General features: G+C 47.9%; 9 protein-coding genes and 10 tRNA genes. 4 read left to right on the top strand and 15 right to left on the bottom strand.

Translation table 11 applies throughout. From position 1 onward, the window contains the following. Nucleotides 1-32 precede the first annotated feature (32 nt). A complete protein-coding gene (locus ACAN54_RS19110; protein WP_379158812.1) occupies nt 33-2,264 on the top strand; it encodes a helix-turn-helix transcriptional regulator in 2,232 nt (743 codons plus the stop codon). A gap of 84 nt (nt 2,265-2,348) precedes the next feature. After that, on the top strand, nt 2,349-3,512 hold the full coding sequence (locus ACAN54_RS19105) for a DUF4303 domain-containing protein (RefSeq protein WP_379158809.1): 1,164 nt from the start codon (nt 2,349-2,351) through the stop codon (nt 3,510-3,512). 416 nt (nt 3,513-3,928) lie between these two features. Here the strand turns inward: ACAN54_RS19105 and ACAN54_RS19100 are convergent, their stop codons facing one another. The 4 genes from ACAN54_RS19100 to ACAN54_RS19085 form a co-directional block, all read right to left on the bottom strand. Continuing rightward, nucleotides 3,929-5,536 (bottom strand): extracellular solute-binding protein, encoded by a 1,608-nt coding sequence (locus ACAN54_RS19100; RefSeq protein WP_379158806.1) that lies wholly within the window; start codon nt 5,534-5,536, stop codon nt 3,929-3,931. Nucleotides 5,537-5,614: 78 nt separating this feature from the next. Next, the gene (locus tag ACAN54_RS19095; RefSeq protein WP_379158803.1) at nt 5,615-6,508 is read right to left on the bottom strand and encodes a carbohydrate ABC transporter permease; all 894 of its coding nucleotides are present in this window, start codon (nt 6,506-6,508) and stop codon (nt 5,615-5,617) included. Between the two features lie 36 nt (nt 6,509-6,544). Next, nucleotides 6,545-7,411 (bottom strand): ABC transporter permease, encoded by an 867-nt coding sequence (locus ACAN54_RS19090; RefSeq protein ID WP_379159850.1) that lies wholly within the window; start codon nt 7,409-7,411, stop codon nt 6,545-6,547. A gap of 453 nt (nt 7,412-7,864) precedes the next feature. After that, a complete protein-coding gene (locus ACAN54_RS19085) occupies nt 7,865-9,262 on the bottom strand; it encodes an MATE family efflux transporter (RefSeq protein WP_379158800.1) in 1,398 nt (465 codons plus the stop codon). A gap of 163 nt (nt 9,263-9,425) precedes the next feature. On the opposite strand from ACAN54_RS19085, the gene ACAN54_RS19080 reads away from it, so the two are divergent. Beyond that, the gene (locus tag ACAN54_RS19080) at nt 9,426-10,442 is read left to right on the top strand and encodes an AraC family transcriptional regulator (protein ID WP_379158797.1); all 1,017 of its coding nucleotides are present in this window, start codon (nt 9,426-9,428) and stop codon (nt 10,440-10,442) included. A gap of 458 nt (nt 10,443-10,900) precedes the next feature. On the opposite strand, the gene ACAN54_RS19075 is transcribed toward ACAN54_RS19080, so the two are convergent. Next, nucleotides 10,901-11,287 carry a MerR family transcriptional regulator gene (locus ACAN54_RS19075; protein ID WP_379158794.1) on the bottom strand — a complete coding sequence of 129 codons (387 nt, stop codon included), beginning with the start codon at nt 11,285-11,287 and terminating at the stop codon, nt 10,901-10,903. Between the two features lie 167 nt (nt 11,288-11,454). Between ACAN54_RS19075 and ACAN54_RS19070 the strand changes: the two genes are divergently transcribed. Next, nucleotides 11,455-12,375, top strand: a complete 921-nt coding sequence (locus tag ACAN54_RS19070; RefSeq protein ID WP_379158791.1) for an aldo/keto reductase — start codon at nt 11,455-11,457, stop codon at nt 12,373-12,375. A 282-nt stretch (nt 12,376-12,657) separates the two neighbouring features. On the opposite strand, the gene ACAN54_RS19065 is transcribed toward ACAN54_RS19070, so the two are convergent. The 10 genes from ACAN54_RS19065 to ACAN54_RS19020 all read right to left on the bottom strand — a co-directional run bounded on the left by ACAN54_RS19065 (nt 12,658) and on the right by ACAN54_RS19020 (nt 13,583). Next, nucleotides 12,658-12,736, bottom strand: a tRNA-Leu gene (locus ACAN54_RS19065). 30 nt (nt 12,737-12,766) lie between these two features. Next, nucleotides 12,767-12,840: transfer RNA gene (locus tag ACAN54_RS19060), tRNA-Cys, on the bottom strand. 7 nt (nt 12,841-12,847) lie between these two features. Then, nucleotides 12,848-12,922: transfer RNA gene (locus ACAN54_RS19055), tRNA-Gly, on the bottom strand. A 5-nt stretch (nt 12,923-12,927) separates the two neighbouring features. Then, nucleotides 12,928-13,002: transfer RNA gene (locus tag ACAN54_RS19050), tRNA-Gln, on the bottom strand. Between the two features lie 18 nt (nt 13,003-13,020). Further along, a tRNA-His gene (locus ACAN54_RS19045) sits at nt 13,021-13,096 on the bottom strand. Between the two features lie 47 nt (nt 13,097-13,143). Continuing rightward, nucleotides 13,144-13,219 (bottom strand) — tRNA-His (locus ACAN54_RS19040). Between the two features lie 24 nt (nt 13,220-13,243). Continuing rightward, nucleotides 13,244-13,317 (bottom strand) — tRNA-Trp (locus tag ACAN54_RS19035). A 5-nt stretch (nt 13,318-13,322) separates the two neighbouring features. Beyond that, a tRNA-Tyr gene (locus ACAN54_RS19030) sits at nt 13,323-13,408 on the bottom strand. A gap of 5 nt (nt 13,409-13,413) precedes the next feature. Beyond that, a tRNA-Thr gene (locus ACAN54_RS19025) sits at nt 13,414-13,489 on the bottom strand. Between the two features lie 18 nt (nt 13,490-13,507). Beyond that, nucleotides 13,508-13,583, bottom strand: a tRNA-Phe gene (locus ACAN54_RS19020). Nucleotides 13,584-13,680 lie beyond the last annotated feature (97 nt).

Raw genomic sequence — 13,680 nt, 5'->3', positions numbered from 1 at the left:
ACACCCATACACAGTGAATCAGGGGGATGCTTATGAGACTGAACAAGATCGGCAACAAAAGAGCGCTGTACAGCAAAATATTGGTCAGTATGACGTTATGTGTATCCTTAACTTTCCTTGTCTCCACCATCATCTATTACAACTATTATATTGGCGTAGAAAAAAACCAGGCGTTCCGCTCCGACCTCAGCAACCTCACGCAAACGAGCAAAGAGGTAGTCAACATGACCGATGCGGCGCAATCGCTTTCATTTCAAATCTACCGCAACAGCACTGTCTCCAAAATCGTATTTTATGACAAGCCGGATATCTATGACGTTACGGCAGCCATGTCCGAGTTGGGTAATTACCTTAGCTCCATGCCCTATATCGAGTCCATCTATGTCTATAATCCCAAAAGTGCAAAGTTGTATATCGCCTCGTCTCACGGCCAGAACGGTGTATTTACCGAGCAGGAATTAGTGGATACGAGCATTCTGGATATTCTGAATCACTATCAGGAATATAAGCCGTTCACACCCATTCCACGCGTGTATTCTAATGGCGCTGCGGAGAATGACCAGGTCCGGGCCTACACCTTCCTGTGCTACGATGCCATTGGCTGGGACCGGGCCATCAATTCAGCCGTTATTGTTAACATTTCAGCGCCATGGATTAATAAAGAAATCACCAGTCCCATAGACTCCAGGAGCGCCACCTTTATTCTTGCTGATCAAGGAAAGTTCCTGTCCGTAGGTAGCCTCGAGCCGCAGGAATTGTCTCCAATAGAAGCAAATTGGGTTCAGCACCGGATCCAGGGCCAGTCATCCGGCTCTTTTATCGGTAAATTCGGCGGGGTCAACTCACTGATCTCTTATACCTCGCAGGATGCTCTAAGCTGGCAGTACGTGCGCATCACGCCATATGATATCATCACCAAGCAGACCAACAGCATCCGCAACGCCACACTGCTGATTGCCGCGCTGATTTTCGTAGGAGGCATCGCCTTCTCCTGGCTCATGTCGCGCAGGCTGTATCTGCCGATCGACCGGATTGTCCGAGAGATGAATATTCTGGAATCTGAAAAACGGGATAGCATGTTCACGATCCGGCAAAATACGCTGCGCGATTTGATCCTTGGCCTCAAGCCCCTGCAATCCATCCAGCAGGTCGAGAAGCTGCGCCAGCTTGGCATCCACTTTACCTTTAATGATGATTACCGTTTGATTCTGCTGCGGATTGACCATTATCAGGCGTTCAGAGAATCCCGTTCTTCCTATTTGCTAGCCTACAAGTTCGCCATTATGAATATCGCTTCAGAAGTTTGCGGCCAGACCTATCGGGTTGAGACCGTGGATATGAACGATGACGGTATTCTGTTGCTATTGAATATTGTGGATCCCAAGGAATATTCGGACACAGAGCTGATTGAGACGCTGCTCCGCCAGATTCAGCAGGCTTGCTCCGACTATTTGAAGATTAGTCTGACCCTTACCTACAGTCATATTGACCATAATCCCCAACAGCTGCACCAGCTCTATAAGCAGGTTAGGGAAGCATCAAATCACCGGCTGTTCTATGGTCATGGCTGTATCATCAGTGCACAATCCATCAATGCCCTGCAAGCTAACCTTTATCACTATCCTACCGAAAAAGAGAAAAGACTCGTCGATGCACTGATGAGCGGCAAAATAGAAGAGGCCCGGGAACATTTCAGCAGCATTCTCCGTGAGTTATCAGCTTATCCGTTCTCATCGGTACAGCTGACCGTATCCAGACTCAGTGTGACCATCAAAGAGATTATCATCACCGTCCAGAAACGTAACCGTTTACAAAATGAAGGGACCATTGAACTGCCCACTTTGGATTTGGTTGAAACAGTCGATGAGCTGGAACAGGCTTTTTTCGCTCTTTTTAGTGAAATGCATGAACAGCTGGCCGAGAAAAAAAGCTCTAAGCAGCATGACCTTGTCCTCCTGATCAATCAAAAAATTAAGGAGAACTATATGGAGCCCAGCCTAAGCCTCAACCAGATTGCAGACGAACTGGATATGTCACCGATTTATATCAGCCGCTTATATAAGCAGCAGACATTAACCAGCATCGTGGATGTCATTCTGGAAGTGCGGATGAGCGAAGTCTGCAGCCTGCTGGAGAATACCGACCTGCCTGTGACCACCATCGCCGAACGCTGCGGCTTCACCAGCAGCTCCTACCTGCACCGGATGTTCAAGCGCAGCTTCGGCACCACCCCAACCGACTACCGCCGCTCCAAGAATGCGTAAGAGACTTAAGCAAATACAGAGCGGGACTACCTGACTATTTTGTACCAAAAAGAGGTAATACCCATATAACGAAGAAATATTTATTTGATATTCCAACATATAACAGAGAGGAAAATAAGATTGAATACCTACTGTTCCAAACTCGGCAGAATTCTGGAGGAGCGGACTCCGATTAACAAGCCTGGCTACTATTTGATTTGCGAAGATGACAACGTTAGATTCAGCAGGGAGAGACCTGTAAATACAATAATCATTGATGCTGATAGATTTATAATTGCTCTGGTTGAGAGCTGTAGAAAAGTCATCCGTACTTTTGCGGAGGGGCCCGACAACCAGGATGTATATGCCTTCGCCCTAAGCACCGACGAGTATAAGGGAGTTCATGTGTATATGAATACAATTTCTGCATATGGACAAACCTTTAAGGATTATCAATCGAAATATCCTAACTATAAAGAAAATAATTCCTTGAAGTATAATTTGGGAGACTTCAGCTTCTCCTTCTGGCCCGAAGAGATGGGACCCGCGGGTGAGATTCTGACCCACTTCCGAAATCTGAGTGATTATCCTTCGTTCGTGGATGAAGTAACACCCCTGGATGTAAGCGACCGCCCTTTAATCGCTTTTGAGGCAGGAATTATTGAGGATGGATATTATGTTCTTTTCTTAAAAGCCATGCAGCAGTTGATTGCCGAAGATGCCTTTGCCACGCTGAATCGTACGAATCAGTTTATAGCCTTCTCTTCAATTGGAGATTACAGCCTCGACTACAGCTTAATTATGCGCAAAACGATCAATCTGGAACTATTCTACAACGTGTTTCCAGACATGCAGGAAAAAGACAAACTATTTGAGGAAAAGGTCAATAAAAATGTGGGTATGACGGCAGCTCAATACCTGGATTATTGGCTGGATGCGGTACAAGATGGGTATAGCTCGGTATTTCCATATACGCTTTTCCGCTCCCCCTACGATATCTTCCTTCAGATGGAGTACTTAGGAAGTGCTTTAGCAGATGAAGCCCTTCAGCGTCTGCTATTGCTGACTAACCGAAACGACTGGACTTCCGAAGATTATTTACTAGTTAATTATTATGTGGAAGCTCTGTATTTCGCAGGAATCCTGACTTCAGAGCACAAGCAAACCTGCCGTCTACTAGCTTTAAGGTTTATGGAGAAACATGTAAATCCAATAGACGATGAGTTCAAAGATTTGGCAGCAACCCTGGAGGCTTTTGCAGTCCAATAGTCATACCCACCTGCTAAGACGGTGGGTATGACTAGGAAGATGAAATAAAGGATATGAGTCTCCCGCCTTTCTATATCAGCCTGTCTCCAATTCCCGGAGACAGGCTCTTTACTTACTCCTCCTTTTGTCCCGAAAGATGACAAAGGACTTCCCGCTCTGGTTAGATGAACTTGGCGAAACCATTAAGGTTAGAGTAACGAAGGGGAAGTTTGGAACTGTAGGAGCGATAGCGTCCGCCTTTAGGTTTGGATTTCTACCGCAAGCGCGGTATGAATGAGGAAATCCAAACCTAACAGCGGCCGGAAGTCCAAACATTCCCCGCAGTTACGGCCAGAACCGATTATGTTCCCCCAATTCCTCTAACCTCCAAACAGCAAAAAAAAGCCCCGCAGCCAACAGGCTTGCGGGGCCCTCCTCTATTTAATGCCTTTTTCAGCAGTATAAGCATTCCACTGCTTCGTCCATTCCGTCTGAATCTTTTCCAGACCGGCCTGTTTGGCCTTCTGCATGAAGGTTTCCAGACCTTTGTCTACATCCGCTACCAGTCCCGCTTCCAATGGATACAGGTACTGCTTCTCTACTTGCTCCAGTGCCGCTTTCTCTGCCTGATACGACGTGTAGTCCTCCGCAAATCCCAGGAATAAGTCCGGCTTCTGAATTTTGTCGAGTTCGTCGAAAATCGCCTTTACCCCGTCAAATCCTTTGTCGAACAGCATGAATTCTGGATTTCTCCATGCCCAGCCGTTCATACCCTCACGGGAGAAGCCATTGGAGGTACTCGTGCCCACCAGTTTGTAATAACCGTCTTCTACAGTGTAATTCTTGCCTTCAATACCGTATTGAGTCAGCTGGTTATACCGTTTGTCCAGGACCATCTTCTGATAGAAGGCGAGTGCTCTTTCCGGATTTTTGCTGCTCTTCGGAATCGCAAACCCATTGTGTATCGGATGTACCGGTGTAGCATAGCCTGTTGTTCTTCCGAAAGGAGAATAGGCAAGCTCCCAGTCAGGATGTGTTGTACTGATCTTCATCTTCATATCGTTAAAACGGTTAGGGTTGTCACCGAACATGCTGGCCGCTTTACCGGAAGTAACCGGGTCTTGCATCGTATCCTTGATGTTCAGCACGTTCTTAGGAATGAAGCCTTTGTCCGCCCAGCGCTTCATGGTCTTCAGCTCTTCTTTTTGCTCATCGGAGCCCCAGTAGGAGTAGACGGTGGTAGGAGTTTCATACTTCACGCCCATACCGTAAGGCAGAGCACCCACCATTTTGTTCAGCTCCGTATAAATGTAATGCAGATTATTTCCTACATCACTGTTCAGGGACATAGGCATCATATCAGGTTCATTTTTAACGATACCGTCCATATAGGCCTCATAGCTGGTCAGATCTGCCGGGACGGGAAGATTATATTTCTTGCGCAGATCCTCACGGTATACAAAACCGTTAGTTACGTATTCTTTAAACGTGGCAGGAACCGTATAGATTTTACCGTCTACCTTAACATCCTCCCACATCGATTCAGGAACGAATTTTTGCAGCTCCGGTGCAGCCTTGGGCAGGAGATCATCAATTGCCAGGAACGCACCGCGTTTGGCATATGACTGATATTGAGTCCAGTCCGCTGTAAAAATCAGATCAATCGCCTGGCCGGATGACAGCAGCAGCTTATATTTCTGATCCCAGTCCGTCCAGCTTGTATAATTGAACTTCACGGTAGCATTCAAATCTTCCTGAGCCATTTTATTGACTTCGGCCTGGATGGCCGGCAGATCCTTCGGAGCGTCGCCAAGCATGTAGAACTGCAGTTCCACCTTCTTCGAGGTGTCGATTCCGGGTTCAGCTGCGGCCGTGTTGCCATCTGTTGTGACGGCAGTATTGCTCTTGCCCTCCGTACCCGCGCTGTCTTTGTTAGCATTACTGTTACTGTTGCCGTTGTTGCCGCCGCATCCCGCAAGAAGTGATAGGGCCAGCGCAGTCGTTGTAAGCGTTACCAGAGTTTTTCTGCCTGCTTTCTTTTTCATATGAACCCTCCTAAATGGTATGACTCTATGTTAGCCGAATAACAGATGCATGGTAATGGTGCTTTCTGCCATACGGTTCTAACCTTTTACAGCCCCAATGGTCAAGCCCTTTACAAAATAACGCTGAATGAACGGGTACAGAAACAGAATGGGTCCGGTAACGACGATGGCCATCGCCATCTTGGTCGATTCGGTGGGCAAATCGCTGCCCAAGCTAACGCCGGTACCCGCACCCATATTGGCAATGAAAGCGGCCGAGTTGATTACATTGTACAGATGGAACTGCAGCTGATATTTATGCGGATCATTGATGAACAGCGAAGACGAGAACCAGTCGTTCCAGTAAGCCAATGCGAGAAACAGGCCGACTGTGGCGATGCCGGGCATCGATAGCTGGAGCACAATCCTCCAATAGATTTTGAAATCACCCGCTCCGTCAATCTTGGCGGATTCGAACAGCTCCTCAGGAACGGCCGAACGGATGAAGTTCTTCATCAGAATGATCAGGAAGGGCGTCATCAGCCCCGGAAAAATCAGCGCCCCATATGAATCGGTAAGATGCAGATATTTAGTCATCATAATGTACCAGGGTACCAGCCCCCCGCCGAACAGGGTGGTGAAGTAAATGTAGAATGAAAAAGTATTACGGTACTTGAAATCCTTGCGGGCCAGCACATATCCGGCCATAGTCATAAAAAACAGCCCAAGTGTCGTACCCGTCACCGTAGTGAACAATGTTACCCCATATGCACGCAGCACCTCGTCAGGGAAGGTAAACACCGTTTTATAGCCCTCCAGCGAGAACTGCGCCGGTATCAGATGATAACCATCCTTAATGATCGAATCATTGGCCGTCAAGGATGCCGAAATAATCAGCAGGAATGGAATCAGACAGGCCAGCGAGCCGAGAATAATAACTGTGTAGGCTAGGCCCTGCAGCATCCTTGTGTATGGATCGTCCTTGATATGCATACTCTATTTCTCCTTCCGTATCGTGTTCAGCACATCCTAGAACAGAGCGTAATCATCGTTTATTTTTCGGATAATGTAGTTGACCGTCATGATCAGAATGAAGCCGAACAGCGATTGGTACAGCCCTGCAGCCGTCGCCATTCCGATGTCAAAGGTAACCTTGAGCGAGCGGAACACATACGTATCCAGAATGTCCGTAGTATTATAGAGCACCCCGTTATTACCGATCAGCTGATAAAAGAGGTCAAACTGCCCTTTCATAATACTTCCCAGCGAGAACAACAGCAGCACCACAAAGGTCGATTTCAGCATCGGCACCGTGATATACCAGATCCGCTGAAAAATATGAGCACCGTCAATTTTGGCTGCTTCATAATACTCTTCACTGATCCCTGTAATGGAAGCGAGGTAAATGACCATGCTGTAACCAAGATTTTTCCAGAGGTAAAATAGAATGATCAGGAAGATCCAGACCGTCGGTTTGTTGTAGACATCGACAGGTCCCGCTCCGAACTGAGCCAGCAGCGTATTTAAGAAACCGTTATCATAATTGAACACGTTGTATACGATAACACTCAGAATAACGAAAGAGACAAAATACGGCAGGAACATGATGGATTGAGTCACTTTTTTGAACCATTTCACACGCAGCTCACTGAGCAGAATCGCACACACAATGGCCAGCACATTCCCCAGCAGGATAAACGCCAGATTATAACCGATTGTATTGAGTGTAAGCTTCACCAGTGTACCGGACTTCCAGAGAAATTCGAAGTTTTTGAGACCCACAAAGGGCGCATCGAACAGGCCGGAATTGAAGTCAAACTGAGTAAACGCGTAATACACACCCACCATCGGAAAATACGAATTGACCAGAAAGAACAGCAGTGTAGGCAGCAGCATCAGAAAAAGAACCCGGTTATGGACCAGCTCATGCAGAAAACCTTTCTTTTTCTTATTCTCAGTCCAAGCTCCCCTCTCGGACGGTAACCCTGCCCCTTTAATAGGAAGCTCAATGGCGAGCGGTATTCCGCTCTTACGTTTGCGGTATCTCAAAGCCTTCACCCTCCTATACCCCTATATAAAATAATTTGCGGCGGTACATAGCCTCCACCTCCGCTTGGACGCCTTAAGCTGTGTTCAGCAGCTCCATCCAATGTATGTTTTGAGTATAGAAGACACCTTGAAGGGTGAACAGTGCAGCTTAAGGGTATTCCTGTATAATGTGAACTACCGCCTAGTGAACATTTCTGACTTATGTGGAGGAATCGAAGCTAGAACAGCAAAAAGCCCCGTAAACTCTCCTATTCAGGACAGTTTCGGAGCTTGGTATAGAAGACCAACTGCATAACTAATCTAGGATTCCACGAAAAGAGTACGGCCTCGCTTCGCCGCCAGCCCCGGCGTTTCCTCATCCATTCGACGTTCTGCCTCGCTCAGCACCTTCCGCTTCCGCCAGCGCCGCAGCACCAGCAACCCTCTTGCCGCTTCATCGGCAATCATACAGCAGTAGATGCCTGTAAGACCCCAGCCGGCATTGATCCCCAGTAAGTAGGAGCAACCCACGCCAATGAGCGACATGGAGCAGATGGAGACATACATGGTATAGCGGGTGTCCCCAATCGCATTCAGGGAATTACCCATGGCCATATTCAACATTTTGCAGGGCTGAAGCAGCAGATTAAGGGACAGTAGCGATACTCCAATCGAGATAATCGCCTCATCACTGGTGAAGAATCCCAGCAGCGTCCGCCCGAACACAAACAGCAGCAGCACGTTGGCACTTACAATGGCCAGCCCAATATATAGCGTGCGGTAAGCCCCTCTATATACCTCCTGCGTCTGTTTTGCCCCGAAGAGATGTGCAAGCTGAATCTGCCCGGCCATTGCTACGGCATAACCCAAGGTGAAGCAGAAGGATTCCAGCGTATTCAGATAGGTGCGGGCAGCCAGTTCTTTTGCTCCCAGTATCGCCATAAAAGAATAAATCACCAGTTGTGACAACACCCATGCGGATGAATTGAGACCCAGGGGCCAGCTGATCCGGACGATCTCTCCGAACAGCTTCTGATTGAAAATCCGGAAATCCCGCAGCCGGATCGTTCGTTCAAAAGATTGGCTGAACATATACAGCAGAATTAAGACACCCAGCATCCGGCTGATTATATTGGACACTGCGATGCCAGCCAGGCCCAGCTCCGGCAGCCCGAACACTCCAAAGATCAGCAGATAGTTAAGAACAATATGAATAATATTTACAGCTACTCCTGTATACATCGGCCCCCGAGTATTTCCGGTGTTGCGGATCGCCGAACCCAGGGCAACGGTCATCCCGACCATGAACAACCCGCCCCCCACATAAGTAAGATAGACATGGGCAAGAGGCAGCAGCTCACCGGAGATATGCAGCAGCCGGGCTGTGGGACCAGAGTATAGGAACAATAGGAGGCTAACGCCGAGGCCCAGGATACTGCTGGAAGTCACCCCCATAATAGCAATCGTACGAGCTTCCTCTGAGCGCCCCGAACCCAGACGCTGGGCAATCAGAATTCCCGCCCCACCGGCCAAGGTGGTGAAGAGTGTGGTCAATGCACCGAACAGCTGATTGGAAATACCTACAACCGCAACCGCATTATCCGAAATCCGGCTGACCATAATCGTGTCCACGGTTCCCAGCAGTGTCTGCAGAAATATCTCGATGAAGATCGGCCAGGCCAGCATCCACAGACCGGATTTCCCGGTTATAGATTTCACGAAATCAACCCTCCCATGATGTACCTACTCACTTGAATTATTCGCCTACTTTGGTACCATTCATCTTGTCAGAAGTAAATTATAGGTGATATACTCTGAAAAATGTACCACATACGAAACCTAAACTTTCAATATCTAAACCTTTATTGGGGAGAGACAAGCTATGGATGTTCTAGAATTTACCGTGCCGCCATTACCGCATTACATTATCAGCGGACTTAATCAATGCCAGCCCGGCTATCTTCATCCGAACCGTCAGCATATTCAGGTGTTCGATCTGCTGATCGTCCGCCAGGGCTGCCTGTACATTGGTGAGGAGGATCGCAGCTTTACAGTGAATGCAGGCGAGGCGCTGCTCCTGCGTCCGGATAGTCATCACTATGGGAGTAAGGGCTGCCGTGAAGATACGGCCTATTATTGGCTGCATTTCCAGACCTCCGGCTATTGGCGTATACTGAACAGCTCATCTCCCTCTCTTATGAACGAATCTGCCACAGAGGGACTTGCTCTAATGGATGATTCCAATGTATTGAGCAAACACGCTGCAAAGGTTATGCCTCGTAAATCCAGTGAGCCTGCCCAGGCCGGTTCATCTCCCGCGCTCCACGAGCCTGGCGGATTGCTTGCGTCCACAGAGCCCCTTCCTGCAGCCTACTTCGGGATCGGTCCGTTCACCCTGCGTCTCTCCCAGTTCATCACCCTACTCCAGCCTGCCAGAATAGAGGAGCTGCTGCTCCAGCTGGAGCAGCTCAAAAGCAATGCCCATCTAACCGCTGTCCGCTTCAGACAGCAAATCCTTTTTCAGGAAATCCTTCAGCAACTTGCAGCTTCCAATGAGCAAGACCGTACCGGCTCCCAGTCTACCGCTTGTGCTGAACAGGCTGCCTCCTTCCTCCGGACACATTACCGTGAGGAGATCACCACCGCAAGACTCGGAGAGAGCCTTAACTTCCATCCGGTCTACATCGCCCGGTGCATGAACAGGGAATACGGCTGCTCACCCATTGAGTATCTAATCCGCTACCGCATTGAGCAGAGCAAGCTGCTGCTGATGCAGACCAGCTTCCCCATTGCACGGATTGCCGAAGAGGTCGGCTTCAACCAGGCGCCTTATTTCAGCGCCAGCTTTATGAAGCTGGAAGGCCTTTCTCCGCGCCAATACCGCCAGCGCTTCTCTTGACTGCTTTATACAGTGATGTATTAACAGCAGTAATGATCTCTATAATCTGCAAGCTGCTGAATCATGAAGTAGCCGGACTATTAACGTCTCTCTGTGCTGTAGCTTTCCGGTTATAACATGATAAACGGATAGTAATTGGATAAAAGCAGACTTGCCCTATTTTCTCTACGGATACATTTCACCGGGCTAACGGACCGTACCATGCTTAAATCTTTTAAGCTGGAAGCTTTCGGTTGAACCCCCATACTAAGCACATTAATTTACAATCTACATTATGCTTCATTATTTTTGAGCCTGATTTCCGCGTACGCCAAAAAGCCCAGGATCACAAAAGGGATTTGACAGAGAGCATTCGTCCGCCAACACTGCATGGTGAACAATACCCCCTATTCATACCTCTTATAACCTGGGTAAATGTAAAATAGTCTAGTCTAGACTAGATACTCCAGTAATCACGCCTACTTCCCGGCTCCCTGCTTTTCCGCTTCCTTCTCCAACGAGGCAAAATAAGCGATTTTATGTTCAACCTTTTGCGCAAAGCTTTGAAAAAACTTGATTTTCTCATCAATCTGCAGCTTATGCGCCTGGAGCAGCTTCCGTTGGTCTGGCAGTGCTCCTGTCCCTTCTTGGGATAATGCAATAAACTGCTTAATATCGGCAATCGGCATCCCTGTGTCCTTCAAACAGCAGATCAGCGAGATCAGCTCCAAATCTTCGTCCTGAAAGCAACGGTTACCGTGCTCATCCCGCGCTACAACAGGCAGGACACCCTCTCTTTCGTAATAACGCAGCGTATATTGGCTTAGTCCGCTTTTTTGTGCTATTGTTTTGATGCTGTAACCCATATCTCTGCCCCATTCCGCCGACTCAGCCCGGCAAGTTGATCTATTTCTAAATTACCACCAATATGAATCTATGAAAAGAGCGCTAACAAAACTGTTGACTTACACCTAGCTCTAAGGTCTACACTTTATACTATACTGTACCTTACATTTTAAGGAGTGAATAATTAATGGTAAAAACAATTAACGTGGGTAACGGTACACTCGAGGTTGCCCAAATCTCATTAGGATGTATGCGGATTGCCGAATTGTCTCCCAAAGAAGCTGACGTCCATATTCACAGTGCCCTTGAAGCAGGCATTGATTTTTTTGACCATGCAGACATTTATGCCGCCGGCAAGGCCGAAGAGGTATTTGGTGAAGTTGTAGCGAACAGCCCAGGCATGCGCGAAAAGCTGATGATTCAGACCAAATGCGGCATCCGCAATGGTTTTTTTGACTTCTCCAAGGAGCATATTGTCTCATCCGTTGAGAACAGCCTGAAACGCCTTAAAACCGATTATGTGGATGTACTACTCCTGCATCGTCCTGACACCTTAATGGAGCCGGAAGAAGTGGCGGAAGCCTTCGATTATCTGGAGCAAAAAGGCTTGGTTAAACACTTCGGTGTCAGCAACCTGAACCCCCTACAAATTGAGCTGCTCAAAAAAAATGTAAAACAAAAACTGCTATTTAATCAGCTGCAGCTAAGCATCATGGTTTCCGGCATGATAGATTCCGGCTTCAACGTCAATATGACCAACTCCGCTTCAGTGGTTCATGATGGAGGTATTCTGGAATACAGCCGTCTGCACGACATGACCATTCAGCCTTGGTCACCATTCCAATACGGATTCTTTGAAGGCGTATTCTTGGGCAATGACAAGTTCCCAGAACTGAACCAGGTCATTGACCGTTTAGCTGACGAAAAAGGCGTTGCCGATACCGCCATCGCTATCGCCTGGCTCTTAAGACATCCTGCCAAGATGCAACCGATTGTAGGAACTACCAATACTCAGCGCCTGCTGGATATTGCAAAGGCTTCGGACATTACCCTATCCAGAGAAGAATGGTATGAAATTTACCGCGCGGCCGGCAACAAGCTTCCATAAAGACGCTACTAAATACTAAACCCGTAAAGACCTTTAGACTCAAGGTTTTTACGGGTTTTTTGAGACGTGTAAAGTTCATAAAACTCCATCAATCCTAAGGAACTCCCTATGACTCCCAATAGGACTCTTAAAGTTCCGGTGCTTTTGCAATAAAAGATCCTGTCCAAATGTTCCTCCATAATCATATAATAATATCACTAATAATTTATTCAAAATTATATTAAAATCATAAAAAAGGGTTTATAAATCTGCTGATCAGCAAATTTATAAACCCTTTAAGTATACCGGCGAGAGGACTCGAACCTCCACGGTTTCCCACTCGATTTTGAGTCGAGCGCGTCTGCCATTCCGCCACGCCGGCACATACATATGAATTAGTTCTTAATAAAAATGGAGGCGCCACCCAGACTCGAACTGGGGATAAAGCTTTTGCAGAGCTTTGCCTTACCACTTGGCTATGGCGCCATGTAAATGGAGCGGACGACGGGAATCGAACCCGCGACCCTCGCCTTGGCAAGGCGATGCTCTACCGCTGAGCCACGTCCGCATTAATGGCTGGGGATATAGGAATCGAACCTATGAATGACGGAGTCAAAGTCCGTTGCCTTACCGCTTGGCTAATCCCCAATATTAAGTTTAAAGAAATGGGGCGACTGATGGGTCTCGAACCCACGAATGCCGGAACCACAATCCGGTGCGTTAACCCCTTCGCCACAGTCGCCATATGAAGTTAGTAGATCTCAGATCAATTAACAATTTCAAAAGAAATGGGGCGGCCGATGGGTCTCGAACCCACGAATGCCGGAACCACAATCCGGTGCGTTAACCCCTTCGCCACGGCCGCCATATTAAGCTTATGAAATTAGTTTGGCAGGGGCAGCAGGAATTGAACCCACACCAACGGTTTTGGAGACCGTTGTTCTACCTTTAAACTATGCCCCTAAAAATGGTGGAGGCTGATGGATTCGAACCACCGAACACGTACGTGAGCAGATTTACAGTCTGATGCGTTTGGCCACTTCGCTAAGCCTCCGAGGATGGTGCCGGCGAGAGGACTTGAACCCCCAACCTACTGATTACAAGTCAGTTGCTCTACCAATTGAGCTACACCGGCGTATTAAGTTGTATTAAATGGTGGCGCGGGAGGGAATCGAACCCCCGACACAAGGATTTTCAGTCCTTTGCTCTACCGACTGAGCTACCGAGCCATATAAGTTTATCCATGATAATGGCGGAACCGACGGGATTCGAACCCGCGATCTCCTGCGTGACAGGCAGGCATGTTAGGCCAACTACACCACGGTT

This window comes from Paenibacillus diazotrophicus, assembly GCF_042610465.1.
This window is presented reverse-complemented; position numbering and strand designations above follow the sequence as displayed.